Consider the following 25,032-nt stretch of genomic DNA (forward strand, 5'->3'; position numbering starts at 1 on the left):
AGGTTACCAGAAGGTGCCTATCGGCTCGGTAGCGTTTATCGCATGCAGTCGACGGGCCTGGGGAATTGCGAATACAGCGGTGGACGGGGAGCAACCGGAGCTGCTCGTCGATCAGTTCGCGTCCGGCTCCCGTAGATATCTGTACCGAAACCGCGCTGAGAATTCCTTCTGCTCGCGACTGCCTTCGATGACGAATATCCGTGTGAAAGGAACCATGTGATGACTGCAGGCAACACGAGGACTTATGTGCTTGTCCACGGCGCCTGGCACGACGGGCGGGCCTGGGGCCGGGTGGTCCCGTTGCTGGCGGAGGCCGGACACCGGGTGTTCGCGCCGTCGCTGACCGCCCATGGAGAGAAGGCGCATCTGCTCGGCCCGGGCGTGGGACTCGGTACGCACGTCGAGGATATCGCCGGTCTCCTCGCGGCGGAAGACCTCACCGACGTGGTGCTCGTCGGGCACAGTTATGCCGGGATGGTCATTTCATCGGCGGCCAATCAGGTCCCGGAACGGATTTCCCACCTGGTCTATGTCGACGCGATGGTCCCGACCGACGGTGAGACCGCGGTCGACGTCATGCCCGTGACGCAATTCCTGATCGATCTTGCAGCGGGTTCCGATTCCCCCTGGCGTATTCCCCCGATGCCTGAAATGCCGGCGCCTGTGGGCCTGTTCGGGGTCACCGATCCGGCAGACATCGCATGGCTGCGCACGATGGTGTCCGACGAGTCGGTGGCCTGCTTCCAGCAGCCCGCCCGACTGGACAACCCGGCCACGGCGGCGATACCCCGGACGCACATCCACTGCGTCGGCAGTGAGCCGGAGGGACTCACCCGGCGAGCCGTCCCCGCGACGCAGCCCAACGGCGACCCGGCGCAGGTGTGGGAGTTGCGGAGCGGTCACGACTGCATGATCACCGTGCCGTCGGAACTCACCGGTCTGCTGCTCAAGGTCGTCTGAGCCGCCCGCCCGCCCCTGGGTGCGACCCGGCGGCATGCGGGTGTTGCCGGGGCGACGGCGGATTGCCCGCCCGCCTGCCCGCCCCGCCCTCGCCGAAGTGGGCAGGTGCGCGGGGCGGGTTGCGCGAAAGGGGCGCGTACAGGGGGTGGGTACAGGCCTCCGGGGCGGGCCGCACGCCCGGCGTCGCTTGCCGTGAAGGCGCCCACGGCTACGTGCGCGCCTTCACGGCTACGTGCCCGCGGTCATCGCCTTGAGCTCGTCGAGCGTGTCCTGGACCAGTTGCGGGAAGTCCTGCTGGTCCGATTCGCCGAGCCAGCGTGCGAACGCGACCTTGAAGACGGCTATCCCCGTTTCGGCGGCGAGGCTCGCGGCCGACACTGCGACGCCGCGTCGGCGCAGCGCGTCGGTGAGCGCCGAGGCGAGCGAGGTGAGCTTGATCAGCTCGCGCTCCTGAAGCTCGGGGTGGGCGTCGATGATGGCCTGACGCCGGCGGGCGAGCTCCCGGCGCTCCTGGAGCAGCCGGGCCGCGGCCTGAAGGGCTGCGGCTGTCGCGTCGATCGGGGACACGGTGTCCGGGGCGGCGTCGAGGGCGGCGACGAGGGCTTCCTGCAGCGGGTTCGAGGCGAACAGCACCTCGCGTTTGTCGGTGAAGTGGCGGAAGAAGGTCCGCTCGGTGAGCCCCGCCCGCTGGGCGATCTCCTTCACGGTGGTCTCGTCGAACCCGTGCTCGCCGTACAGCTCCAGCGCCGCTTGCTCCAGTCGTCCGCGCGCGTTCGGCTCCCAGCGTCCCATGACACAGATCCTACGTGATGGCAGTCCCTGTCATCACCTGTTACGCTGATGTCAGTCACTGTCATTGCTCGGGTTGTCGTAACGCCCGGCGATACAAGGAGGTCATGGCACATGCGTGTTTTCGTCACCGGCGCGTCCGGCTGGATCGGCTCCGCCGTCGTCCCCGATCTCATCGACGCAGGGCACCGGGTCCTCGGGCTCGCCCGTTCGGGCTCCTCCGCCGACGCGCTGAGCGCGGCGGGAGTCGAGGTGATCCGCGGAAGCCTCGACGACCTCGACATCCTGCGCGGCGCGTCCGCCGCGGCGGACGGCGTGATCCACCTGGCCTTCAACCACGAAGTCGCGTTCGAGGGAGGTGATTTCAAGGGTGCCGCCGATGCGGACCGGCGTGCCGTCGAGGCGATGGGCGAGCCGCTGACCGGCTCGGGCAAGCCGTTCGTCATCGCCTCCGGCACGCCCGTCGTGCCTGGCCGCGTGGCGACCGAACGCGACGGGCACGTCATCCCGCCGGGCGCCGCCGACGACCCGGTGCTCGCCGGTCCGACGACACGGATGGCGACGGCCGAGTGGGCGCTCTCCCTCGCCTCCCGCGGCGTCCGCGCGTCCGTCGTGCGCCTGCCGCGTACCAACCACGGGGAAGGGGACAGGGGCTTCGTCGCGACCCTCGTCCGGACCGCTCGCGACAAGGGCGTGGCGGGCTACTACGGCGACGGGACCAATCGCTGGCCGGCGGTCCACCGCCTGGATTCCGCGCACATGTTCCGCCTCGCGCTGGAGAAGGCCCCGGCGGGGTCGACGCTGCACGCCGTGGCCGACGAGGGCGTGCGTCTGCGCGACATCGCCGAGGTCATCGGCCGCCACCTGCAGGTGCCGATGGCCTCCGTCCCGCCGGAGGACGCGGGCGAGCACTTCGGCTGGCTGGCCATGGTGCTGGCCGCCGACCAGCCGGCCTCCGGCACCCTGACCGGTGAACTGACGGGATGGCAGCCGACGCAGGCGGGACTCCTCGACGATCTCGACAAGGGCCACTACTTCCGTACCCCGACCGCCTGAATCACCGCACACGGCCCCGGCCGCCGGAAACCGGGTGCGGGCCGTCTGCCCGGTGGTGTGTCATGGGGGCATGGCGAGCGGCCAAGCGGCACCGCGCACGATCCGTCAGTCACGCAGCCGGGTGTTGAGCCGGATGGCCTCGGCGGCGAGGCCGACGTCTTTGGAGCGGCCCTCGTCGAAGACCAGGTACAGGACGCGCAGCACGGTGGCGACGTCGCCCGGCCGGTCCAACCGCACACCGGAAACCGTGCGCGCCGGTGACCAGGGCGACCCGGACGGCCGTGTGGCGCGCCATGTGGTCATGAGCGCTCCTGGACCGGGGGTGCGCTGGGGTGCGGTAGGACCGCACGGTGTTCCGGCGCGTACTGGGCGGCCTGCGTGGCGAACATGGTGGCGTAGCGGCCCTGCGCGGCCATGAGCTCGTCGTGGCTGCCGTGTTCGGTGAGGCGGCCCCGGTTCAGGACGTAGATGGTGTCGGCGTGCCGGACACCGGACATGCGGTGGGTGACGAGGACGACGGCCCGGTGCGGGCCGGCGAGCCTGCGGATGGAGTCGAAGGCGGCGATCTCGGCCTCCGGGTCGAGGGCCGAGGTGGGCTCGTCCACGATCAGCACACTGTCCGCGGAACTGGTTTCCGTACGCCAGTGGGTGCGGGCCAGCCCGATCTTCTGCCACTCACCACCGGAGAGTTCGGACGCTCCGCGGAACACGCGGGCCAGCAGACTGCCCAGCCCCTGGGGGAGCTTCGCGATGACCGGGCCCGCGCCGGCGTAGTCCACGGAAGGCTGTAGATCCTCGTGCCCCGCGGGCCGGCCGGGGCGGCCGATGCGGATGTTGAGGGCGGCGGTCACCGGCCAGCGCTGGAAGTCCTGGGTCAGCAGGGCCACGCGGTCGAACACCTGCGAGCGGTTCAGAGCGGACAGCTCCGCGTCGCCCCAGCGCACCGTGCCGCTCTGCGGCAGCAGCAGCCCGGCCAGGACCTTCATGAGGGTGCTCTTGCCCGAGCCGTTCTCGCCCACGACGGCGGTCACCGAGCCCATCGGAAGAGTCATCGAGACGCCGTCCAGCGCCGGAGCGTTGCGTTCCGGGTAGGAGTAGGTGACGCCGTCGAGGTGGACCCGGCCCACCCGCTCGGGCAGGTGCCGCCCGCCCTCGGGGATCGCCCTGCGCCCGGCCTCGGCGAGGAACCGGTCATGGTCGCGCACATAGAGGCTCTCCTCGTGCAACTGGTTGACGTTCATGACCAGAGCGCCCAGACCCGCCGATCCGGACCGTACGGCGATCACCGCCGTACCGGCCACGGCCAGACTCATGTGGCCGGCCACGATCAGCCAGAGCATCACCCCGTACGTCCCCGCCATCGCCAGTCCGGACAGCGCGGCGGCCACCAGCTCGGTCAGTGCCTTGCCGTTCGCGAGCCGCTTCTGCTCGGCCTCCGCGCTCTCCGCCATGCCGCGGTACTTCTCCAGCAGGAACGCCCCGACCCCGTGGATCCGTACCTCCTGGGCCGCCGTGCGTTCCGTCAGCAGATTGCTGATCAGACGGCTGGCACGCACATGCTCGACCCACGTCATCACCGACACGTACCGCTGCTGCGCCACCCGCATCGCCCCCCAGCCCCGAGGGGCCGCGATCAGCAGCAGCATCGGCAGCAGCGCCGGATGCAGGACGGTCAGGATGCCCGCTGTCGCGATCAGGGAGATCGCGCCGTTCAGCGCGGCCACACAGGCACTGATCATGCGGCGTGCGGACGCCGCCCCGAACTGGGCCACGTCGATGAGACGGCGGAACTCCGGCTCCTCGATCGCCTCCAGCTCGACCGCCGTGGCCGCGGCCAGGTACTCGGTCGTCGCGATCCGCTCGACCAGCGGCTCCAGCCGACCCGCCCGCGAAGTGGAGAGGCCTGCCAGACCCGCGTTCACCACCGCGACCACGGCGCCCACGATCAGCGCGGGCAGTGCGGCACGCAGCCGGTCGACGGGGTCCCCGCTGCCGAGCAGGGCGTGCATCACGGAGTTGACGGCCAGCAGGCCAGCGGCAGCCGCGATGCCCTGACCGACCTCGCTGACGCCGACGACGAGCAGCGCCGGACGGTCGGCCGCCCACGCCCGGCGCAGCGTGCTGCCCACCAGCCTGGGCATGGCCCGGATAGCCGAGAGCATCGTCAGTTCCAGAGGGGCGTGCTCGTGTTCGGTGAAGCCCATGTCGTAGCGCAGGGGACCGCCGAACAGCTCCTGCTCCGCCTCGGAGATCGTCGGGTCCACCATCCGGACCCGTCGTAGGTACTTCCTCACTCGCTGCCTCCTCGGGCGGAGTTCATCCAGTTCGGTGCCAGGTACGACGGGCCTTCGGTGAGCATGCGGAAGATCGCGAAGCTGTACGGGTGGCAGTTGCCCGGAGGGCGTTGCCTCGGTACCCGGAGGAGTCCGTCGTGCTGGTCGGGCCCGGCGTCGTACGGCTCGCCCGGCCGGCGCTGCGCGACGAACACCGCTCCGACGCGCCCGCCGCCTCGCGGGCTCCTGTAGTGCGCCGGCGCGCGGAACTCCTGATGGCGCGCCTCGACATGGCCCCCCGTCTCCTCACGTGCCGAGCGACGCGCGGCACGGTCGAAGGGCTCGCCCCCCTCCAGATGCCCACCCACCACGGTCGGTTCACCGGCGCCGTGCGCCGCTCCGGCCACCTTTCGTACGTACAGTGCCCGCCCGTCGCGGCGGAGCAACACCTGTACCGCGTCGGCGTTCAGCCCGTAGTGCTCCCGCGTCACGCGTACGCCCCCTTCATCAGCCGGTCCACCGTGCGCCGGCCCCGCCCGGTCACCGGACGGTCCCTGTCCAGTGCCCCACGGGCCAGGCAGCCGGCGGCATCCGCCGCCGCGAAGCAGACCAGGGCATGCTCCTCGGCCTCGGACAGCCGGCGTCCGTACCCGCCGAAGAACGCGCCGCGCAGATCGTGGTGCTCCGGCCACAGGCCACCGCCGAGACGCACGAAGTCCGCGGCGAGTGGTGACGGCGCACTGTGCTCGAAGCCGATCAGCGACAGCCGTCGCCCGTCCCACAGGAGGTTGCGTTCCCGGAAATCCCCGTGCCGCAGCCCCACCGGGAGCCTGTCCGCCAGGTCCGGCAGTCTCGATGCGAGCCGGCGCAGCAACCGTGCCTCGTCGGCGGTGACATGATCGCCCGCCTGCCGCAGCGCTCTCTCCGCCCCGGCAGCCGCCTCGCCGCCCACATCTCGGGCCTGTGCGCGGAACTCCGCGGTCGTCGTCATCGCGTCGTGGAACCGGCGCAGCAGCGTTCCGGCCTGACGGTGTGCCTCGCGGCGCACACCGTGTGACAGCGATCGCCGGTCGAGGGGCGCCCCGTCGGCGGCGGTGAGGACCATGGCCAGTCGACGGGGCGAGCTGTCGACCAGGGCTGCGGCCCGTCCGCCTCCGAGCACCGGCACCGCGTGCCGGTAGGCGAACGTCTCCCTCGTGTAGAACGCCGGTTCGGGGGCGACCTTCACGAAATATCGGACGTTCGTGCGAACGGTGATTTCCCAGACCTGGGATCCCGCCCGTTCCCGCGAGGCGTTCCGTACTTCGGAGACGGGGCCCACCGTTTTCGTGACCCAGCGCGCGAGGTCGCCGGGCATCGCTGTGGCCGCACTCATGCCGGGTACCTCGGACCTCGGCGCGACGATGCCCCGGCTGCCGGGTGGCGCTCGGTGCCGCGCTCTCCCGGGGCGGAAGCCTGGGGGTTGATTTCGAACGCAGGATGAAGGTCGGTGGGGAAGGGGTTGCGATGCATGACGGCTCCCGTGAAGCGACGAGGCGGACAGGTGCTCGGATAACGGGGGTTCGGCGTGCCCGTCACGGGTCCGCGAGGGCGAAATCTCGAACGTGATGTTGTATCTCCTCTGCGATGCCGTCGGAATGGCCCTTGTGTGACGTGACGCTGCGTTCGAATCACTCCTGTGGGTGTGGGTACTCCTGTCGGGGGATTGCCTGGATGGGGGAGATGCGGTTCTGGTTGCGCTTCTCGCGTCCGGGGCCTCCCGCTCGGGGCGGCGGGGCCGGACCGCGCCCGGTGGTACCGACGCCCGCGTGGACGTATCCCTTGCGGTGCGGGACGTCTAGAGGCCGCTGGTCCGACGATCCGACTGTCGGCAGAGCGCATTTCCGGCCCGGTGGCGCCATCGCCATGCACATATGTGCGAGTACTCGTGCTCGTAGTGAGCCCCGCACCCTCCGATCGGCCGGGGGCAGGGCTGACGCGTTTGCGGTGCTGCCGGTGGCCGAGAAAAACGCGTGGACCGCCCCGACGCCGTCGCGGGAGACTTCGGTTCCCGGGCCCCGGACTCGCGCGGACACATCACCGCGAGTTGTGTGGGGCTCCGCCGTCATGCCCTGTCCGTCGGAACGCGATCCGACCGAGGACATGCGGCCGAAACGGATCGCCCCGCGGCCGGTACCGCACCACCGACGCCTCTCCGACGACGCGTGGAGCGGGCCCGCCGCACGACGTACAGGGTGGGAATGGGACTGACCGAAGCACACAAGGAATCGCCGGGCAAGGGTTCGGTGCTCCTGGCGCTGCGTTACTACGGAAGGGAGTTGACCCGGCAGAAATGGCTGACGGCACCCGCGATGCTGTCGCCGGCGCTGGGCAACATCGGCATCAACTACATCGCCCCGCTGATCGTCGCGAAACTCGTGGGGCACCTCGCCGACGGCGGTGACACCACCCTCGGTTCGCTGATGCCCTACGTGCTCGGCTTCGCCGGGGTCCTGCTGCTCGCCGAGGCGTTCTGGCGCATCGGCCTGCACTTCCTGAACCGCCTGGACGCCCGGGGCATCGAGCACCTGTACGTGGTCGGCATGGACGAGCTGTTCGCGAAGGACGCCACGTTCTTCCACGACAACTTCGCCGGCTCGCTGACCAAGCGGGTGCTGAGCTTCGCCTCCCGCTTCGAGGAGTTCATCGACACACTGACGTTCTCGGTCGTGGGCAGCTTCGTACCGCTGATCTTCGGGTCGGTCGTGCTCTGGAGCTACGAACCGCTGCTCGTCGTAGGCCTCCTGGCGATGATCGCCCTGACCGCGCTGTGCGTCATGCCCCTCATCCGTCGCCGCCAGAGACTCGTCGACCAGCGCGAGGAGGCGATCGCCCAGGTGTCCGGTCACGTCGCCGACAGCCTGATGAACATGGACACCGTCCGGGCGTTCGGCGCCGAGGAACGCGAGGCCGCCGAGCACCGTTCCCGTGTCGCGGAATCGCGCCGGCTCACCCTGCGGTCCTGGGACTACGGCAACCTGCGCATCGACACGCTGGTCGCTCCGATGTCCGTGCTGACCAACGCCATGGGCCTGCTGCTCGCGGTCACCCTCGGCGGGGGCGGACACGGCGTGGAGGCGGTCGTGGTCGCGTTCACGTACTACTCGAACGCGACGCGGATCATGTTCGAGTTCAACCAGATCTACCGTCGCCTGGAGAGCTCGATGACGGAGGCCGGGCAGTTCACCGAACTGCTGCTGTCGCAGCCCATCGTCCTCGACCCGCCGTCACCGGAGCCGCTGCGGTCCGAGGCCGCCGATGTCCGCTTCGAGCAGGTGACCTTCGCCCACGCGGGCGGGAGGCCGCTCTTCGATCGTCTTGATCTCGAGGTGAACAGTGGCGCGAGGATCGGGCTCGTCGGGCGGTCCGGTGGCGGCAAGACCACGCTCAGCCGACTGCTGCTGCGGATGACGGACATCGACGACGGCAGGATCCTGATCGGCGGGCAGGACATCAGCAAGCTGCGCCAGGCCGATCTGCGCAGCCAGATCGCCTATGTGCCGCAGGACCCGGCGATGTTCCACCGCACGTTGCGGGACAACATCTTGTTCGCCCGGCCGGACGCCACCGAAGCCGAGATCCGGCGTGCGGCGGAGGCGGCCCATGTCACGGAGTTCGTCGACGCGCTGCCGGACGGTTTCGACACCATGGTGGGCGAGCGGGGCGTCAAGCTGTCCGGTGGACAGCGGCAGCGGGTCGCCCTCGCCCGGGCGATTCTGCGCGACGCACCGATCCTGCTGCTCGACGAGGCGACGAGCGCCCTGGACTCGGAGAGCGAAGTCCTCGTCCAGAAGGCGCTGTGGAACCTCATGGAGGGGCGGACGGCCCTGGTGGTGGCGCACCGGCTCAGCACGGTCGCCGGCATGGACCGGCTCGTGGTCCTGGACCGCGGGCGGATCATCGAGCAGGGCACGCACGAGCAGCTGCTCGCGACCGAAGGTGCGTACGCGAAGCTGTGGCAGCACCAGTCGGGCGGCTTCCTGGCCGGCGCCGAGGAGCAGGCCGAGGCGACCTGAACCGTGTGGCCGAGGGGCGGGCGGACATCGCGGCGCACGAACTCCGGGGTGCCCGCCCCTGCTGCCGAACAGGCCGCGCACGGCTGCCGGAGACGTCAGAGGCGTCCGGGCCGGGCCCGGAGCTCAGGGCCGGTCGGGCGTGTCACCCCGGTGGCGGGGACTGCGACGCGCCCCAGGCCGTCGCGAGTCCGTCCAGCCATGCCGGTGGCAGCTCCGCGTGCTCCCACTCCGTCCGGAGCGCCGACGGTGCGGCGGTGAGGCGTTCGAGCACGGCGATGCTCGTGGGGGAGTGGAGGAGGGAGTAGCGGCCGTGGACGGCGATGCGGCTCCGGGGTCCGTACCGCGCGTACAGGCGGTCCAATCGCTCCCGGTGGGACTCGGTGAACCGCTCCAGGCGGCCCGCGTACCCGACACGTCCCACGACGCTCATCGTGCCGAGCACGGCGGCGAGGACCTCGTCCGACACCTCGGGGTCGAGGTCCGAGGCATCGGCGAAGGTGAGGGACAACGGCGTCACGGCGACCTTCGCACGCTCCACGTCCACCCGCCCGACGGGGTGACGGCCTCGTGCCGCGTCCCCTGCGGAGCCGGATGCCGTCGGCGCGACGGCACGCTCAAGGGCTCGCCCGGCGATACGGGCGAGCTCGTCGCCGACGGCCCGGGCGCCGTCGTACCGGCCCACGGCATACGGCTCCTCCTCGTCCGGGAATTCCCCGGACTTCGCGACCTCGCTGTGCGCATCCGCGAGCGCGCCCGCCTCGACGAGCGAGATCAGCGTTTCGGCCTCGTCACGGAAGACTCCTGCGCGGCCCAGCAGTTCGAAGAGGGTCTCCCTCGCGTTCACGACGCCGGCGGGGTCCAGCGGGTCCATCCCGGGGGTGCTGATCGGGTCCTCCTCGTCGGCAGTGTTCCGGTGATTCAGCGGGACAGGGCACTCGGGCCCCGCTCCGCGTGTCTCGGCTGCGTGGCTCCCAGCAGGGACCTGCCGCCGTCCAGCCTCTCAAGTCTCCACGACGTGACCGGCCGCCGCGGCACCCTGGGCCGTCCAGGCACGTCCCGTGTCGGGTTCCGGCCGGCTCAGCGAGGTCCTGCCCCCGCACGAGTCCGTGACGGACCGACAGTTTTCCGAAAGGAATATTGCGCAACTTTATTTTCGCATCTACGGTGAGTGCCATGCGACCGAAGTGCGAGCCCGATCAGATCACCGACCTGTCCCGGCTGAAGGCATTCACCAACCCTCTGCGGATGCAGCTCTACCGACTGCTGTACGCCGCCGGGTCGGCGACCGCCTCCCAGCTCGCCGAGCAGGTCGACCAGGCGCCGTCGCTGGTCAGCTACCACCTGCGCAAGCTGGCCGAGCACGGCTTCGTGGCCGGGGCGGCCGGGCAGGGCACCGACGGCAGGGAGCGGTGGTGGCAGGTGGCGTCCGAGGAGGGCTGGGGCTTCCGCGACTCGGACTTCGCCGACACGCCCGAGGGGGCCGCGGCTGTCGGCGCGGTGGCCCGCAGCATCTTCGACACCCGCATCGCGCAGTACCGCACCTATCTGGACGAGAAGGCCGCCTGGGGCAAGGAGTGGACCGACGCGGCCTTCAGCGCCGAGTGGTTGGTCGACCTGACCGCCGCCGAACTCACGGAGATGAGCGAGGAGTTCGCGGCGCTCTCCCGGCGCTGGCGGGAGCGCGGACGGGCCTCCGCGGAGGCCGGCGGCACCGAGGCCCGTGAGCACGTGGCCGTGCACGTCTACGGCTTCCCCTTCCGTACCTGACGCCGTCCCCCACCCCCGAGCAGCCGGAGCCCTGCCATGACCACCGCAGAGACAGACGTGCCCGAAAGCGCCACCACACCGGCCTACCGCGACGGCAACGTGGTGCGCTGGCTCACCGCCTACACCGCGTCCCTCGTGGGCGACAGTGTGTACTTCGTCGCGCTCGCCTGGTCCGCCCAGCAGGCCGCAGGACCCACCGAGGTCGGCCTGGTCCTGGCCGCCGGCGCGCTGCCCCGGGCGATACTCATGCTCGGTGGCGGCGTGCTGGCCGACCGGGTCGACCCCCGCCGGGTGATCCTCGGCAGCGACGCACTGCGCTGCGTCCTCATCCTCTCGGTGGCCGCCGCCGTCGCAGTGACCGCTCCGGCCCTCTGGCTCCTGGTCGCGGTGGCGCTCGTCTTCGGCGTCGTGGACGCACTCTTCGTACCCGCGATCGGAGCCCTCCCGCCACGGATCACCGGGCCCGGCCAACTGGCCCGCGTCACCGGGATGCGCTCCCTGTCCATGCGCCTCAGCCAGATCGCGGGGCCGCCCATCGGGGGCCTGGCCATGGGACTCGGCGGCGAGGCGGCCACCTTCGCCGTCGCGGGCCTCCTCTTCGCGGTGTCCCTGCCCCTTCTGCTGACGATACGGCTGCGCCCCCTCGCGGAAGACGCCGATCCCGGGGAACGCGCCGATCCCGGGGCGCGCGCCGGGAAGCAACCGGAACCCGGCACAGCACGCGAGGACCTCCTCGACGGCCTGCGCTACATCCGCCGCCACCGGCTCATCGGCCCGCTCGTAGCCGCGGGCGCCGTATGCGAGCTCGGCCTCATCGGCACCCTCAACGTCGGCATGGTGCTGCTCAACGCGGAACGCGGCTGGGGGCCTTCGGGCTACGGCTTCATCGTCAGCGGCTTCGGCGCGGGAGCGGCGGTGAGTGCCGTGCTGCTCACCGTCGCGGGCTGGCTGCCGCGTGCAGGACTCATGCTGTCGGGGTCGCTGCTCGTCTGCTGCGCGGGAGCGGCCACCGTCGCGCTCGTTCCCACTCTGGGGACCGCCGTGGTGCTGGCCGTGGTCATCGGACTGAGCGCGGGCCTCTTCGGCAGCCTGAACAACACCCTTCTGCAGACGGCGGCGGACCCCGCCTACCTCGGCCGGGTGACCTCCGTGGTCATGCTCACCATGGTCGGGCTCGCGCCCCTCAGCTATCCGCTGGTGGGCGCGGCGATCGGAGCCTGGGGCGCCGCCCCGGTGTTTGTCGGCTGCGGCACCGTCGCCGTCCTCGGTGTGGCCGTCACCCTGTCGTCCGGCGCGGTACGGCACGCCCAACTGCCCCGGCCGGGCGGAACCTCCTAGGAGCGCGGACCGCGGGGCGGCACCGACAGTCCTCAGGCGCCGATATGCAGGAAGGGCACCCAGGCCATCGGATCGTCCAGGTGCTGATCTCGCAGGTGACGAGTGGTGCGATGGACGGCTTCGGCGGCGTTCCGCGGGTTCTCGCAGACCGCGAGAGCGACCGCCGGGGCCGTGCGGTCGTTCACCGACCAGAGGGTCGCGACGACCTGGCGGTACCCGATCACATGGAAGGCGGCGCCGAGATGGACCGCCTCGTCGGGCAGTACGTAGCCACCGAGAGCGGTCTCGCAGGCCGAGAGCACCGCGAGCCTCGCCGTTTCGAGATCGAGGGTGATCAGGTCGGTGAGGCGCAGCGGGCCGTCGTACAGATAGAGGGCGTTGCCGCTCGGGTCGGACAGGTCCTGCCCGCCGTGGCAGGCGAAGTGGACGTACGGGTGGGTGAGCATGGCCCGGACGACCGACGACCGGGTGGCCTCCGCACCGATCAGCGTGGTGCACGGGCCGGTGAAGTGGGCCTCGATCAGGTCGGCCTCGGCGGCGGCGGTGGGCAGCGGACCCGTGGCCGGGGCGTACGGCGGTGCGGTCGGGACCGCGGTGACGAGCAGCCCTTCGGTGCCGGGTGTCGCCGGGTCGGGGCGCAGGGCGTGGGCCAGGGCGCGCAGGTTCGGCGTGTACGAGGACACGACCCGGTCCAGCACGGTGTCTCCGGGCCGTTCGTCGTCAGGGTCGTGATAGCCGGCGGCGTGCAGCGGCAGGTAGGTGAGCATCCCCGTCGCCGACCACCAGATCCGCGGGTGACCGCCCTCGGGGAGGGGCGGTGCCGACGTGTGTCCGAGTGCGTCGAGCACCTCGCTCGCACAGACGTCCCACAGCCACTCCAGGCAGGCGAATATCGTCTGCCGTGCGGCCCGGTGGCCCTCTCGGGTCAGCCGCTCGGCCGCCGCCAGACACTGGGACGCACGGCGGGTCACGTCCTCGGAGGTCAAGGCGGGCAAGGGGATCACCCTGACTCCGTCGACGCCGACCACGAGGGCGTCACATCGGAACCGGCTGACGTTCACGATCACGACGGGGCCGCGCGCCGCCGCCAGTGACAACTGCCCGAACGGTGTCGGGAGAAGGAAGAGACCGAAACCGTCGAGGGTCCGGATGTGGTCGAGGAGGACGTCCCAGGCGTCGGCCACGCGCCGGCGGTCGTCCGGGTCGTCGCTCGGTGTGTCGAGGCGGGCCGCCAGCAGGCCGAGCCGGGCGGCGGTGTCGGGATGCGCGTCGCGCAGTGCGGTGAGATCGGTCCGGGTGTCCAGCAGTTGCCCCCAGAGGACCGAACGCCCCTGTTCCAGCAGCTCCACCGCACGCTCGGGTTCCCCTGCCGCGATGGCGGCCGCGGCGGCCTCCGGCCCGAGGCCCGCCGACTGCGCGAGCAGGTCCTCACGGGTGGGGCGGTCGAGGCCGCGCCAGGCGAGCAACGGCAACAGCCCGACCGCCGTCGCGTAGTCCTCCACCGCCTCGGCCGACCGGCCGTGCTCACTCAGATTCGTCGCGGCGAGGGCGGCGGCGATGAAGCGCATCCGCGCCTGGCCGGGTGCCGCGGCCGCGGTCCGCCACGTCGCAATCGCCTCGTCAAGATCCTGCGCGGAACCGGTGGTCCGCGCCCTGATGCCGAGACAGTTCCCCAGACCGGTGAGGGCGTCCGCCGAACGATGCGCCAACTGGCGCCGGGTGACCAGCCGATAGGAGTGGATCGCCCGGTCGAGGTCGGCCGGATCCCCCCGGGCAGTGAAGCGATCACGCCAGGCCTCGGCCAGTTTGGCGAGGAGCACGACATGGTCGAGCGTGTCAGGGGGCAAGGGTTCGAGCGCCTGCCGCAACAGCGCGATGGCGGCTTCGAGATCCTCGATGTCGTCGGCGTCCGCCCGGAGCCGGTAGCGGCTCAGCCGCGCCGTACCGAGGTTACCCAGGGCCGCATGGCGGTACCCGGCCCCGGGTGGAGCGAAGTCGACCGCGCGCTCACCCGTGTCGATGGCCTCGTCGAGGTCGGCCGGGTCCGAGGTGCGCCGGTAGTGGTCGTGGAGCAGGATGCACAAGTTGGTGAGCAGCAACGCGTCATGGGGCCGGGTGACCAGCGCCTCCTTGATCGCGTCGACCGCACGCAGGAGATCGGCGGGCTCGGTGCGGAAGCCGTACCGGTCCGCCAGCGCGGAGGCGAGGTTGACCAGAGCGGCCCTGCGGTCCACGTCACCCCGGGGCAGTACCCGCGTCAGCTCGTCCAACCGGACGATCGCGTCGTTGAGCACGGCAAGGTCCGCGGTCGTCTTGAAGAGGTACGTCTCCACCGTCGCCAGGGACAAGCGGCACCACACACCGTCCGGATGTTCCAACGGCGTCGCAGCGAGCGCCTGACGCAGAACGGAGAGCGCGTGGGTCAGATCGCGCGGATCGCCCGAGCTCAGCGCTTCCTCGTACGCCTGCTCCGCGCGACCGATCCACCGTGCTTGATCGTGCCCGGTCACTTACGCCTCCACCAGCCCTTCTGCCGGCCGCCCTCCTGATGCGGCAGTTTCGCCAGTTCGTCGCGGGCCGCCCGCAGGTAGGCCTGTGCCCGTTGCCTCAGCGCCTCGTCGCGTGACGTGACGGCCACGGCGAACAGCCCGGCCGCCGCCTCCAGATCCGTACGGTCACCGGTCCGTTCGAAGCGAACCCAGTGGAAGTAGGCGAGGTCACCCAGGAACCCCGGCCGCTCCCGCCGATGCGGACCGAGGGCGTCGCCCGCCTGCCGGAGAGTGGTGATCGCCAGGTCGAGATCCCGGCGGTAACCGGAGTGGTCGAACCGCGTCCCCAGCGCGATGCCGAGGTTGTTGAGCCGGACCGGGAGGTCGACATGGTCCGGCGGGGTGTACGAAAGCCCCTCCTCCAGCAGGTCGATCGCCCGCTCCAGGTCGGCCGGGTCGCCGGCGTGATCGAAACGCAGACGCAGCGCGATACCGAGGTTGGTAGCCGGCTCGGCCCGGGTCGGCCGCAGCGGCCCCGCGAACGACTCCTCGCCCAGACGCACGGCATGATCGACGGCGGACGGATCGCCTGTCAGCCGGTACACCGTGAGCCAGCCCGAACAGGCACCCGTCAGCATGGCGTCGCGATCGGGATGGTCGGGGGGCGAGGCGGCCACGGCGTCCAGGAAGAGGTTGATCGCACCGGCCACCGACGGCACATCACTTTCGGCGATTCCGTGGTCCATCAGGTTGATCGCCTTCGCCGCCAACTGCTCCGGCTTGCGGTAGGGCGGCAGTTCGGCGATCAGCTCGACGGTCACCAGCAGGAGCACCGGAAGGGTGTGCGGCGCGGAGCGGAAGACGGGCACCAGCATTCTGGCCGTCTCCGGCAGGACGGGCAGCTCCGCCCCCGGCCGCAGAATGCCGTTGCCGCACAGGTGGACCAGTCCGAGGAGCTGAACCACCTCACCGAATTCGGCCGACCCGGCCGAGGTATGCGCGGCCAGTCGGTAGGTGAGTGCGATCGCCTCGGGATCGAACACGGCCTCCGGTCTACCGCCTGCCATGTACCGATCGATCCGGTTGCGTAACTCCCGTTCCACTGCACCCCGTTGGAAGCTCATCCCGTTCATGTTACGCGCGCGCCGCGCCGTCCGGTAAGGCAAGATGAAGGACCGGTCCGGTGTGGGTGAGCACAGATTCGAGGGCTTGATGGAAGGGTCGGAACCGACCGAGGACGAGGCGTTCGCGGCATGGTGCGCGCAGCTGCCCGCGATCAGCGAGGAAGCCGCGGAGGCCGGTGCGAGCGCCCGGCTCGAACGCGATGTCGCCAGGGTCCGCGCAGGCGGATCCGCGCTGACCGCATACCGGAAGTGGCGGGGCACGGACGGGCCCGGCAGGTGGCGCTCCTGGTCGGAGCCCGCCGGTGCCGGCATGGCCGGGCTCCCCGGCCCGTCCCCGCTCAAGCCGCTCGGCGCCGGGGCCTATCGCTGTCCGGAGGCCAGGTGCGACCGCAGGGCGAGCCGTGACGAGCAGGGGCATCCGCCCGTCTGCGCCGCGCTCGACATCCCGATGACCCCGGCCCGCTGATGTTCGGCCTTCTCACCGAGGTGGGCAAACGCATCGCCACCCGGTGGTTCACCGAGGTGCTGCTTCCCGGCCTGCTGCTTGTCGGGATCGTCGGCTGCGCGGTGGCACTCGGCCACGGCCGGGCGCTGGACTCCGACGCCCTGGTCGCCGCAGCCGAACGGACCTGGGCCCGGCTGCGGGGCCACCCCGTGCGCTGGGTGGTGGAGTCGGCCCTCTTCGTCGCCGCGGCCGGACTCGCGGGCGTCGCCGCCCGCGGAACCGGACACCTGGTCCAGCGCTTCTGGCTGCGCGAACGGCACCTCCTGCCGCCGTCGGCGCAGTCGCGCCGAGGCCGGTGGTCCAGGCATCACCGGGCAACGGCCGCGGCGAGCCGGCGCGGAACCGAACCCGTACGGGCGTACCTGCCGCAGCGGCCGACCTGGATGAGCGACCGCCTCCGGCTGGTCGAGGCCAGGGTCCACGGGCAGTACCGGTTCAGCGCGTCGCTCGTCTGGCCCCGGATCTGGCTGCTCGTCCCCGAAGAGGCACACTCCCCCGTCCGGCACGCCCGCGCTCGCTTCGACGAGGCATGCGTCCTGGCGGGCTGGGCGGTCCCGTACCTCCTCGCCGGTCTGTTCTGGTGGCCCGCATCGCTGATCGGCTCGGCCACCGCGCTGGTCGCCTGGCGCAGGGCCAGGCTCACCCTCGACGAGTTCGCGACCCTGGTCGAGGCCACGATCGACATCCACTGGCGGACCCTGGCCACGGCGCTCGGGGTCACGATCACCGGTGACGCGCTGAGCGCGGGAGAGGCCGCACTGATCGAGGACCGCTTGCACAAGGGCGGATGAGGGCTGCGAGGTCGACGGCAGCCTCCCGTGCGCGGACAACGGCCGGCAACCTCCCCGTCCCGGCAACCTCCCCGTCCCGGCAACCTCCCGGCCGGCGGCGACCTCGGGTACGTCAGATCCTCTCCCACCCGACAAGAGGTCGCCAGATGTTCCGATCCCCCGCGGACCCCGTCACTCCGGCAGGCTCGCCGCCGTGCTCCTCGCCGCCGCGCTCGCCACGACCGGCGGCGCCCTCCAGTAGTCGGCCGTGCTGCCGAGGAGAGGGCCGCCCTGCCCGCGGACAGCGGCCGAGATGTCCGTGCGTACGTCGGACGGGTCGAAGGACTCCGCGGGCACGGTCATCGGCAGCGCGACCGCCTCACACCTCGCCGAGCACTGCGCCGTGCTCAGCGGTCCCCGGTTCCTGTCGGTCTTCGACGGCCGGACCGGCAGGGTCATGGACTCCGTGCCCTTCGAACCCGCCCGCGGGTCCGTCGCCGACTGCGCAGACACCTGGGGCAACCGTGAGGGCCGGCTGCTGTCCGCCACCGCGTACGTCAACGGATCCACCCCCAGCACGATGTCTACCGGCTCGGCGCAGCCCTCCAGAACACCGGGTACAACCAGCCGCCGCAGGTCAGCTACTACCTCGGCGCGAAGCAGGCAGGCCCCTCCCGGCCATGGCCCCGGCACCGTCGGTGCCGTGAGCCGGTGCTACTGCTCCCCGGGTACGGACGCGCCCGCCCGCGTCGCGTCCGTACCCCAGCTGGCGAGCAGCCGCAGTGCCTGCGCCGAAGCCGAACCGGGCTCCGCGTGATACACGACCACCGACTGCTCGGCGTCGTCGGGAAGGGCGAACGTCTCGAAGGAGAGCGACAGCTCACCCACCAGCGGGTGGTGCAGCCGCTTGACGCCGTGACTCTTCTCCTTGACGTCATGGGTGGCCCACAGCCGTCGGAACTCCTGGCTCTTCACGGAGAGCTCGCCGACGAGAGCGGAGAGTCGCGGGTCGTCGGGATGGCAGCCCGCGTCCATCCGCAGGTAGCTGACGATGTCCGTCGCCTTCTGGTCCCACTCCACGAACAGCTCGCGGTACTCGGGCTTCAGGAACACCATCCGCGCCCAGTTCCGCTCCTGCGGCGGCAGTTCCGACCAGTCGCCGAAGACCGCCGCGGCCATCCGGTTCCAGGCCAGGACCTCCGAACGCCGCCCGATGACGTACGCCGGGACACCCTCCATGGTGTCGAGCAGCCGGCACAGCGTCCCGCGCACCCGCTGCTGCCGCGCCGACGGCTTCTTCCGGTGCTGCTTGGGCTTCGCGAGGTGGGTGAGATGCGCCTGCTCGGCGTCCGTCAGCCGCAGCGCACGCGCGATCGCGTCCAGTACCTCCGCGGACACGTTCCGTCCGTTGCCCTGCTCAAGACGTGTGTAGTACGCCACGGACACTCCGGCCAGCTGCGCCAGCTCCTCGCGGCGCAGCCCCGGAACCCGCCGGTGCCGCCCGAAATCGGGCAGCCCCACCTCCTCCGGCTTCAGCCGGGCACGCCGGGTGCGCAGGAATTCGCTGAGCTCGGCGCGTGCGAGGGCCTGCCCCGTGCCGTCACCCGGGGCGGAGCCGCCGCCGGCGGGCCGATGCTCGAATACAGGCTGCTCGTCCATGAACCCAGTATCCACCGTCGTACGCACAGCATCCTGACCCCGCCAGTAGTAGGACCACTGGACGTAGGCGGAACTGTGGTCTTGGTGAGGTACGTGAGCTGGGGCAGGCTGGACGACGTGCCCGGACGAAGGCTGCCGGGCACGGACCACTCCTTAGGAGAACTCCCGCATGACCACTGTCGCCGCGTACGCCGCACCCGCCGCCAATGCTCCGCTGGAGCGCACCACCGTCGAGCGTCGTGCGGTCGGCGAGTTCGACGTCCTGATCGACATCAAGTTCGCCGGCATCTGCCACTCCGACATCCACCAGGCCCGCGACGGCTGGGGCCAGGGCATATTCCCGATGGTGCCCGGCCACGAGATCGCGGGCATCGTCACCGAGACCGGTCCCGGCGTCACCAGGTTCGCCGTGGGCGACCGCGTGGGCGTCGGTTGCATGGTCGACTCCTGCCGCGAGTGCGACAACTGCAAGGCCGGCCTCGAGCAGTACTGCGCCAAGGGCAACACCGGCACGTACAACGCCCTGGACAAGAACGGTGACCCCACCTATGGCGGCTACTCCACGCACATCGTCGTGGACGAGAACTACACCGTCCGCATCCCCGACGGCCTGTCGCTGGACGAGGCCGCACCGCTGCTCTGCGCCGGCATCACCACGTACTCCCCGCTGAAGCACTGGAACGCCGGACCAGGCAAGAAGGTCGCCGTCCTCGGTATGGGCGGCCTCGGGCACGTGGGCGTCAAGATCGCGCACGCGCTCGGCGCGGAGGTGACCGTGCTCTCGCAGTCCCTGCGCAAGCAGGAGGACGGGCTGAAGCTCGGCGCCGACCACTACTACGCCACCAGCGACCCGAAGACCTTCGAGGAGCTGGCCGGCACGTTCGACATCATCCTGTCCACGGTGTCCGCGCCGCTGGACTTCGGGGCCTACCTCGCCCTCCTGAAGACGGACGGTGCGCTGGTGAACGTCGGCGCCCCGGAGGAGCCGATCTCCGTCAACCTCTTCTCGCTGATCGGCGGCCGCAAGTCCCTCTCGGGCTCCGGTATCGGAGGCATCCAGGAGACCCAGGACATGCTGGACTTCTGCGCCGAGCACGGCTTCGGCGCGGAGATCGAGCTGATCGGCGCTTCCGAGATCAACGAGGCGTACGAGCGCGTGCTGAACAGCGATGTGCGCTACCGGTTCGTGATCGACACGGCCACCATCTGAGGTCATGCCCTGCCGGGCCACGCCGGGTGCCGCGACGGTGTGCCCGGCGTACGGCCTCCTGACAGCCCGACCGGCTACGCCCCACCCGCCTGGGTGGGGCGTAGCCGCGCCGCACCGCCGGTGGTGGGAGTGCACGAAGGCCGGGCCCGGCTGCTCGTACGCCGGGAGACGCTCGACGACATGCGCAGCCGGGACGTCGGCGCCTAGCGCGGAGACGGGCGGCCGGGCCTGGCCACAGGCCATCACGGAGCGGCGGGAAGGGGCCGGCACGGGATCCGTCACCACGGGCCCGCGCCGGTCCGGCCCGCCGGCGCCGGCATCCGCGGACGGCATCCGCGGACGGCATCCGCGGACGGTCTCCGCGGACGTGGTCCCGCCACGGGCTCCGGACCTGCACAATTGAGCTCGTGACTGATCGCGACCCGTACCTGTGGCTCGAAGACGTCGAGAGCGAGGCCGCGCTCGCGTGGGTGGCCGAGCGGAACGCGGAGACGGCGGAGGCGCTGACCGCCGGCGCCGGCTTCGCCTCCCTGAAGAAGAGCCTGCGGGAGGTGCTGGACGCGTCGGACCGCATCCCCTGCACCGTCCGTCGCGGCGCGTTCCTCTACAACTTCTGGCAGGACGCCGAACACGTGCGCGGCGTCTGGCGGCGTACGACGACGGAGCAGTACCGCAAGGACGCTCCCGAGTGGGACGTCCTCCTCGATGTCGACGCGCTCGTCGCCGCGGAGGACGAGAAGTGGGTGTGGGCGGGTGCGCGGGTGCGCCCGCCGGATCACGACCGGGCACTGGTGCACCTGTCGCGCGACGGCGGTGACGCCGTCGTGGTGCGGGAGTTCGACCTGGCCACGCGGGCCTTCGTCGAGGACGGTTTCCAGGTGGGGGAGGCGAAGACGACGATCGGGTGGATCGACGACGACACCGTCTTCGTCGGCACCGACTCCGGCTCCGGCTCGCTGACCGACTCCGGCTACCCCCGCACGGTGCGCAGATGGCGACGCGGCACACCGCTGGAGCAGGCCGCCCTGGTCTTCGAAACAGGGACGGAGGACGTGTCGGCCGGAGGGTGGCACGACAGCACACCCGGCTTCGAACGGGACTTCGTCGCCCGGTCGATGGACTTCTACCGCGGCGAGACCTACCTCCTGGCCCCCGACGACTCACTCGTCAGGATCGACGTACCCGACGACGCCGACGCCGAGGTCCACCGCGAGCACCTGCTCGTCACCCTGAAGTCCGACTGGCTCGGACAGCGGAAGGGCTCCCTGCTGGCGTTCGGCTTCGACGCCTTCCTCGCGGGCGACCGCACCGCACGGGTGCTGTTCACCCCGGACGAACGGACGTCGCTGGCCGGGCACTCCTGGACCCGGCACCACCTGATCCTGGAGACGATGCACGACGTCAGCACCCGCATCGAGGTGCTCACCCCCACCCCCGACGGCCCGTGGACGCGTACCTCGCTCACGGACGTCCCGGCGCTGTCCGCCGCCACCGTCGTGGACACGGACCCGGACGTCTCCGACGAGTACTTCCTGGACGTGTCGGGGTTCCTGCAGCCGTCCACCCTCCACCACGGGCACGTCGGCGCCGACTCGGAGATCATCAAGCAGGCCCCGGCCCGCTTCGACGCGTCCGGGCTGGAGGTGCGGCAGTTCTTCGCGGCCTCCCAGGACGGCACGCGCGTGCCGTACTTCGTGATCGGACCCGACCGGACCGCCACCGGACCCGGCCTCGCCCTGCTCTACGGCTACGGCGGCTTCGAGGTCCCACTCACCCCCTACTACGGCGCGGTGACGGGCCGTGGGTGGCTGGAGCGCGGAGGCACCTACGTGATCGCCAACATCCGTGGTGGCAGCGAATACGGACCGGGCTGGCACCAGGCCGCGCTCCGCGCCGACCGGCCGCGAGCCTTCGAGGACTTCGCGGCTGTCGCCACGGACCTCGTCGCCCGCGGCATCACGACCCCTGCCATGCTCGGCGCCACGGGCGGCAGCAACGGCGGCCTGCTCATGGGCGCGATGATCACCCGATACCCGCAGCTGTTCGGTGCGATCGTCGCCGAGGTACCGCTGCTGGACATGCTCCGCTTCCACAAGCTCCTCGCCGGCGCGTCCTGGATCGCCGAGTACGGCAATCCGGACGACGAGGCCGACCGTCCCCATCTGCGCGCGCTCTCGCCCTACCACCAGCTCACCGCGGACCAGGACTACCCGCCGGTGCTGCTGACGACCTCCACCCGCGACGACCGCGTCCACCCCGGCCACGCCCGCAAGGCCGCCGCACGGCTGCGTGAACTCGGCCACCAGGTACTGCTCCACGAGAACACCGGCGGTGGCCACGCGGGCGCCAACGACAACGAACAGGCCGCCCACAACAGGGCCCTGGTGCAGACGTTCCTGCGGAAGCACCTCACCCGGGCGGACGGGCCGGCCTCCGGCTGACCGCCGCGTTCCGCCGTGCGCCGGGGCGAAAAGGCGTTGCGCCCCGCGCGTCCGGCACGGAGGCTTGCCGACCGGAGGCGACGAGAATGATCGATGTGTGGGTGCGGCTGACGGTCCGCGATCTGCTGCCCGCGGACCTGGCATCCTGTGGATGGTCGGGGGCCGAACTCCATCTGGCCGGTGTGGCGCGGTAGTTGGAGCGGTCCAGGCTCGGCGAGGTCGACTACCTGGCGGTCTGCACCGCGACGGAGGTTCCCGTGGCGAAAGGCGGAGTCGACCACCGGGCGCGCACCCCTGACGGTCGGACCCGGTGACCACACCTTCGACCTCGCCCTGTCCGGCCAGGACGCCTGGCCCTTTCCCGCAGGTTCCCCCCGTCGCGGGTGCCGGCCCGAAGGAACCGCTGGGTGACCCCCACGGGCAAGGTCCGTGTGTACGTCGGCCGGTCGGTCGCCTATACCGGACTCGCGGGCGGCATCACCGTCTTCTGACCCTCTGCCGGACCCTGTCAGACCCTGCCGGGCCGGGCTCCGGACCGAGGTTCCGCCCGGCAGGGCGACGGCTTGGAAAAGAATTCGAGCCTCGGATCGGGCGCCGGCGGGTTCGGAAGGCCCCGAACCGAGCAGGCGAGGGATATGGACTCACTCTCGCGCACCACCCCATCACCGTCCGAGCGCACGCTCCGGCCGCGGAGCCGGAGGAGGCGCCGTGGGACGTGGACGATCCGCCGGCATCTCCTCGTCCCGGTCGCCATGGCGTCGCTCGCCCTCACCGCCGCCGGCTGCGGCGACTCCTCGGACGCGGCCGGACCGGCCGGGGCGACGCGTTCCGTGCCCGGCAGCACCGCACCGGGTACGGCGAGCCCCTCGGGTGTGCCGTCCTCCGCACCCGCAATCGCCCCCGGCGAACCCGCGGGCTCGGAACCCGCGGCCACCGGTCAGACTTCCCGGCGCTGCACGGCCGACGGCCTGTCCATGAGCCTGGGCCGTGGCGACGCGGGCGCGGGGCAGATCCACTACCGGCTCACGTTCGAGAACACGTCCGAGGAGCCCTGTACCCTGCACGGCTTCCCCGGCGTCTCACTGATCAAGCGCGACGGCAGCGTGATCGGCGACCCGGCCGGGCGCGAGGGCGGCACGCGGGAGCAGGCGCTGATCGCTCCCGGTGGAACGGCGGACGTCTCCCTCCACACGCTGAACCAGGGCACAGACGGCCCCGGTTGCTGGGACCGGCCCGACTACCTCAGGGTCTATCCGCCCGGCTCCACCGAGGCACTCACCCTGCGTACTCCTCAACTCCACGTCTGCGGCGACCGCTTCACGACCACGGCCGTGGACGGCTGACCGGGCGGCACGGGGTGTGCGGGAGGCGCCGTCACCCCGGCTGGAGCTCAAGAGCCCGCACCCCGGCGTACAGGGCGGCGACGTCCGCGGGCCGGAGCAGGGAACGGTCGGTGAGGCGGGAGACGCGGTCGAGCCTGTTGCGGACGGTGTTGCGGTGGCAGTACAGGCTCTCGGCGATCTCGGTCGTGGACCCGGTGTCCGAGTCCAGCCATGCCGTGAGCGTCTCCATCAGGTCCTTGCGGTCCGGCGCGGCCAGGACCGGACCGAGCAGGGTGAGGGCCATCCGCAGCGCCAGGTCCGGTCCGGCCGCGACCAGGGCCGCGGCCGGATCATGATCGATCGTGACCGCCCCGCGCGTACCGGCCGGCAACGAGGCCCTGGCCAGCGTCGCCAGGCGCAGGGCGTCGGCGCTCTCGCGCAGCCGGATGTACGCGGGGCTGAGCCCAGCCCGCCCGGTGACCGCACCGCCGACGACGTCCAGGACCATGGCGGGTCCCGGCAGGTGCGCGGAGCCGGGGACGAGAGCGGGCTCGGGCAGGGCGATGATGCCGGCGAGACCGTCGGGACGCGGGCGCCAGGCGGAGCGCAGTCCGCTGCGCAGCAGCGCCTGTTCCATCGCGGTGACATCGCTCTGCTCGGCGACGACACAGACGTACGGTCCCTGCTCGGGCAGACCGAGGGAGGCGGCGGTACCGCCGAGCATCGCCCAGTCGGCTGTCTTCCCGGTCAGCAGCGCGTCCAGGAGCAGCAGCCGCTGCAGCTCGTCGGCGCGGGCCAGACCGACCAGCGTGTCCCGGTATACGTCGTTCACCGTCTGCGACGCCGCGTCCAGGAGGGACCAGACGGACATGGAGGCCTGCGCGATGTCGTCCATCGTGGTGCCGGGCTGCTTCTTGGCACGGTCGATGAGGGTGTCCGCCATCAGGCGGTAGCCGATCCGGAAGGCGTGCAGGACCGCGTCCAGAGGGACGCCCTGCGTGGCCCGACGGCGCACACTCTGCCGGGTGATGTCCGTGCGCACCGGCCGGCGGTGCGCCATACAGGTCAGCTGCTCGCGCAGATTGCGCTCGTTGAAATCGCGCACGTCGGCCCGGATCTCGTCGCTCAACCGCGCGTACGGCGCGATGTCCGTGGTGATCGCGCGGAACAGGTCGTCGGCGAGTGCGTCGACCCGCCCCAGCAGTTCCGCCGCGCACACCGACAGCAGCGGGGGAACGATCAGGCCGCCATCGGCGTGCTGCTCGGACATGCCG

General features: G+C 71.3%; 19 protein-coding genes and 4 pseudogenes. 13 read left to right on the top strand and 10 right to left on the bottom strand.

The window, feature by feature from the left end; all coding sequences use genetic code 11:
- The first annotated feature begins 219 nt into the window (after nucleotides 1-219).
- A complete protein-coding gene (locus tag OG524_RS34725; protein WP_405386244.1) occupies nucleotides 220-960 on the top strand; it encodes an alpha/beta hydrolase in 741 nt (246 codons plus the stop codon).
- A gap of 228 nt (nucleotides 961-1,188) precedes the next feature.
- Here OG524_RS34725 and OG524_RS34730 read toward each other — a convergent pair whose 3' ends face one another.
- On the bottom strand, nucleotides 1,189-1,752 hold the full coding sequence (locus OG524_RS34730; protein WP_405386243.1) for a TetR family transcriptional regulator: 564 nt from the start codon (nucleotides 1,750-1,752) through the stop codon (nucleotides 1,189-1,191).
- Between the two features lie 111 nt (nucleotides 1,753-1,863).
- On the opposite strand from OG524_RS34730, the gene OG524_RS34735 reads away from it, so the two are divergent.
- Nucleotides 1,864-2,805 (top strand): SDR family oxidoreductase, encoded by a 942-nt coding sequence (locus OG524_RS34735; protein WP_405812338.1) that lies wholly within the window; start codon nucleotides 1,864-1,866, stop codon nucleotides 2,803-2,805.
- A 114-nt stretch (nucleotides 2,806-2,919) separates the two neighbouring features.
- Here OG524_RS34735 and OG524_RS34740 read toward each other — a convergent pair.
- The 4 genes and pseudogenes from OG524_RS34740 to OG524_RS34755 form a co-directional block, all read right to left on the bottom strand.
- Nucleotides 2,920-3,057: pseudogene (locus OG524_RS34740) on the bottom strand (RNA polymerase subunit sigma-24); the annotation flags it as partial.
- Between the two features lie 47 nt (nucleotides 3,058-3,104).
- A complete protein-coding gene (locus OG524_RS34745) occupies nucleotides 3,105-5,072 on the bottom strand; it encodes an ABC transporter ATP-binding protein (RefSeq protein WP_405812536.1) in 1,968 nt (655 codons plus the stop codon).
- A gap of 23 nt (nucleotides 5,073-5,095) precedes the next feature.
- Nucleotides 5,096-5,569, bottom strand: coding sequence for an NUDIX domain-containing protein (locus tag OG524_RS34750; protein ID WP_405812339.1), 474 nt, complete (start codon nucleotides 5,567-5,569; stop codon nucleotides 5,096-5,098).
- On the bottom strand, nucleotides 5,566-6,453 hold the full coding sequence (locus OG524_RS34755) for a phosphotransferase (RefSeq protein WP_405812340.1): 888 nt from the start codon (nucleotides 6,451-6,453) through the stop codon (nucleotides 5,566-5,568). The genes OG524_RS34750 and OG524_RS34755 overlap by 4 nt, the downstream gene beginning before the upstream one ends.
- 865 nt (nucleotides 6,454-7,318) lie before the next feature.
- On the opposite strand from OG524_RS34755, the gene OG524_RS34760 reads away from it, so the two are divergent.
- Nucleotides 7,319-9,133 carry an ABC transporter ATP-binding protein gene (locus OG524_RS34760; protein WP_405386225.1) on the top strand — a complete coding sequence of 605 codons (1,815 nt, stop codon included), beginning with the start codon at nucleotides 7,319-7,321 and terminating at the stop codon, nucleotides 9,131-9,133.
- A gap of 142 nt (nucleotides 9,134-9,275) precedes the next feature.
- Here OG524_RS34760 and OG524_RS34765 read toward each other — a convergent pair whose 3' ends face one another.
- Nucleotides 9,276-10,004 (bottom strand): hypothetical protein, encoded by a 729-nt coding sequence (locus tag OG524_RS34765; protein WP_405386223.1) that lies wholly within the window; start codon nucleotides 10,002-10,004, stop codon nucleotides 9,276-9,278.
- Nucleotides 10,005-10,306: 302 nt separating this feature from the next.
- Between OG524_RS34765 and OG524_RS34770 the strand changes: the two genes are divergently transcribed.
- Complete coding sequence (locus OG524_RS34770) at nucleotides 10,307-10,900, top strand: ArsR/SmtB family transcription factor (protein ID WP_405386221.1); 594 nt, start codon at nucleotides 10,307-10,309, stop codon at nucleotides 10,898-10,900.
- Between the two features lie 36 nt (nucleotides 10,901-10,936).
- Nucleotides 10,937-12,238, top strand: a complete 1,302-nt coding sequence (locus OG524_RS34775) for an MFS transporter (protein WP_405812341.1) — start codon at nucleotides 10,937-10,939, stop codon at nucleotides 12,236-12,238.
- Nucleotides 12,239-12,270: 32 nt separating this feature from the next.
- Here the strand turns inward: OG524_RS34775 and OG524_RS34780 are convergent, their stop codons facing one another.
- Both OG524_RS34780 and OG524_RS34785 read right to left on the bottom strand, forming a co-directional pair.
- Complete coding sequence (locus tag OG524_RS34780) at nucleotides 12,271-14,748, bottom strand: CHAT domain-containing protein (RefSeq protein ID WP_405812342.1); 2,478 nt, start codon at nucleotides 14,746-14,748, stop codon at nucleotides 12,271-12,273.
- A complete protein-coding gene (locus OG524_RS34785; RefSeq protein ID WP_405812343.1) occupies nucleotides 14,745-15,770 on the bottom strand; it encodes a hypothetical protein in 1,026 nt (341 codons plus the stop codon). The genes OG524_RS34780 and OG524_RS34785 overlap by 4 nt, the downstream gene beginning before the upstream one ends.
- Nucleotides 15,771-15,912: 142 nt before the next feature.
- Here OG524_RS34785 and OG524_RS34790 point away from each other — a divergent pair, with 142 nt between their 5' ends.
- The 4 genes and pseudogenes from OG524_RS34790 to OG524_RS34805 form a co-directional block, all read left to right on the top strand.
- Nucleotides 15,913-16,317, top strand: coding sequence for a hypothetical protein (locus tag OG524_RS34790; RefSeq protein WP_405386214.1), 405 nt, complete (start codon nucleotides 15,913-15,915; stop codon nucleotides 16,315-16,317).
- On the top strand, nucleotides 16,317-17,147 hold the full coding sequence (locus OG524_RS34795) for a hypothetical protein (protein WP_405812344.1): 831 nt from the start codon (nucleotides 16,317-16,319) through the stop codon (nucleotides 17,145-17,147). Before OG524_RS34790 ends, OG524_RS34795 begins: the two co-directional genes overlap by 1 nt.
- 292 nt (nucleotides 17,148-17,439) lie before the next feature.
- Nucleotides 17,440-17,639: pseudogene (locus OG524_RS34800) on the top strand (rhamnogalacturonan lyase); the annotation flags it as partial.
- A 51-nt stretch (nucleotides 17,640-17,690) separates the two neighbouring features.
- Nucleotides 17,691-17,792, top strand: a pseudogene (locus tag OG524_RS34805) (hypothetical protein); the annotation flags it as partial.
- Nucleotides 17,793-17,840: 48 nt separating this feature from the next.
- Here OG524_RS34805 and OG524_RS34810 read toward each other — a convergent pair.
- Nucleotides 17,841-18,785 carry a helix-turn-helix domain-containing protein gene (locus OG524_RS34810; protein WP_405812345.1) on the bottom strand — a complete coding sequence of 315 codons (945 nt, stop codon included), beginning with the start codon at nucleotides 18,783-18,785 and terminating at the stop codon, nucleotides 17,841-17,843.
- 169 nt (nucleotides 18,786-18,954) lie between these two features.
- On the opposite strand from OG524_RS34810, the gene OG524_RS34815 reads away from it, so the two are divergent.
- From OG524_RS34815 to OG524_RS34830, 4 genes and pseudogenes are all read left to right on the top strand, one after another.
- Entirely contained in the window at nucleotides 18,955-19,995 is a 1,041-nt protein-coding gene (locus OG524_RS34815) for an NAD(P)-dependent alcohol dehydrogenase (protein ID WP_405386208.1), read from the top strand.
- Between the two features lie 407 nt (nucleotides 19,996-20,402).
- Nucleotides 20,403-22,436, top strand: coding sequence for a prolyl oligopeptidase family protein (locus OG524_RS34820; protein ID WP_405812346.1), 2,034 nt, complete (start codon nucleotides 20,403-20,405; stop codon nucleotides 22,434-22,436).
- Between the two features lie 86 nt (nucleotides 22,437-22,522).
- Nucleotides 22,523-22,726 (top strand): annotated as a pseudogene (locus tag OG524_RS34825) (GNAT family N-acetyltransferase); the annotation flags it as partial.
- Nucleotides 22,727-23,188: 462 nt separating this feature from the next.
- Nucleotides 23,189-23,779, top strand: coding sequence for a DUF4232 domain-containing protein (locus OG524_RS34830; protein WP_405812347.1), 591 nt, complete (start codon nucleotides 23,189-23,191; stop codon nucleotides 23,777-23,779).
- Nucleotides 23,780-23,810: 31 nt separating this feature from the next.
- Here the strand turns inward: OG524_RS34830 and OG524_RS34835 are convergent, their stop codons facing one another.
- Complete coding sequence (locus tag OG524_RS34835; protein ID WP_405812348.1) at nucleotides 23,811-25,028, bottom strand: PucR family transcriptional regulator; 1,218 nt, start codon at nucleotides 25,026-25,028, stop codon at nucleotides 23,811-23,813.
- Nucleotides 25,029-25,032: the final 4 nt, after the last annotated feature.

The organism is Streptomyces sp. NBC_01520, from assembly GCF_045040375.1.
GTDB lineage: Bacteria > Actinomycetota > Actinomycetes > Streptomycetales > Streptomycetaceae > Streptomyces.

What these genes read in the sequence shown, in the direction of transcription:
- OG524_RS34775 (WP_405812341.1), top strand. Translation starts at nt 10,937, where the DNA reads ATGACCACCGCAGAGACAGACGTGCCCGAAAGCGCCACCACACCGGCC.
- OG524_RS34770 (WP_405386221.1), top strand. Translation starts at nt 10,307, where the DNA reads ATGCGACCGAAGTGCGAGCCCGATCAGATCACCGACCTGTCCCGGCTG.
- OG524_RS34815 (WP_405386208.1), top strand. Translation starts at nt 18,955, where the DNA reads ATGACCACTGTCGCCGCGTACGCCGCACCCGCCGCCAATGCTCCGCTG.
- OG524_RS34730 (WP_405386243.1), bottom strand. Translation starts at nt 1,752, where the DNA reads ATGGGACGCTGGGAGCCGAACGCGCGCGGACGACTGGAGCAAGCGGCG.
- OG524_RS34835 (WP_405812348.1), bottom strand. Translation starts at nt 25,028, where the DNA reads ATGTCCGAGCAGCACGCCGATGGCGGCCTGATCGTTCCCCCGCTGCTG.
- OG524_RS34725 (WP_405386244.1), top strand. Translation starts at nt 220, where the DNA reads ATGACTGCAGGCAACACGAGGACTTATGTGCTTGTCCACGGCGCCTGG.
- OG524_RS34765 (WP_405386223.1), bottom strand. Translation starts at nt 10,004, where the DNA reads ATGGACCCGCTGGACCCCGCCGGCGTCGTGAACGCGAGGGAGACCCTC.
- OG524_RS34795 (WP_405812344.1), top strand. Translation starts at nt 16,317, where the DNA reads ATGTTCGGCCTTCTCACCGAGGTGGGCAAACGCATCGCCACCCGGTGG.
- OG524_RS34760 (WP_405386225.1), top strand. Translation starts at nt 7,319, where the DNA reads ATGGGACTGACCGAAGCACACAAGGAATCGCCGGGCAAGGGTTCGGTG.
- OG524_RS34735 (WP_405812338.1), top strand. Translation starts at nt 1,864, where the DNA reads ATGCGTGTTTTCGTCACCGGCGCGTCCGGCTGGATCGGCTCCGCCGTC.
- OG524_RS34830 (WP_405812347.1), top strand. Translation starts at nt 23,189, where the DNA reads ATGGCGTCGCTCGCCCTCACCGCCGCCGGCTGCGGCGACTCCTCGGAC.
- OG524_RS34810 (WP_405812345.1), bottom strand. Translation starts at nt 18,785, where the DNA reads ATGGACGAGCAGCCTGTATTCGAGCATCGGCCCGCCGGCGGCGGCTCC.
- OG524_RS34755 (WP_405812340.1), bottom strand. Translation starts at nt 6,453, where the DNA reads ATGAGTGCGGCCACAGCGATGCCCGGCGACCTCGCGCGCTGGGTCACG.
- OG524_RS34745 (WP_405812536.1), bottom strand. Translation starts at nt 5,072, where the DNA reads ATGGTGGACCCGACGATCTCCGAGGCGGAGCAGGAGCTGTTCGGCGGT.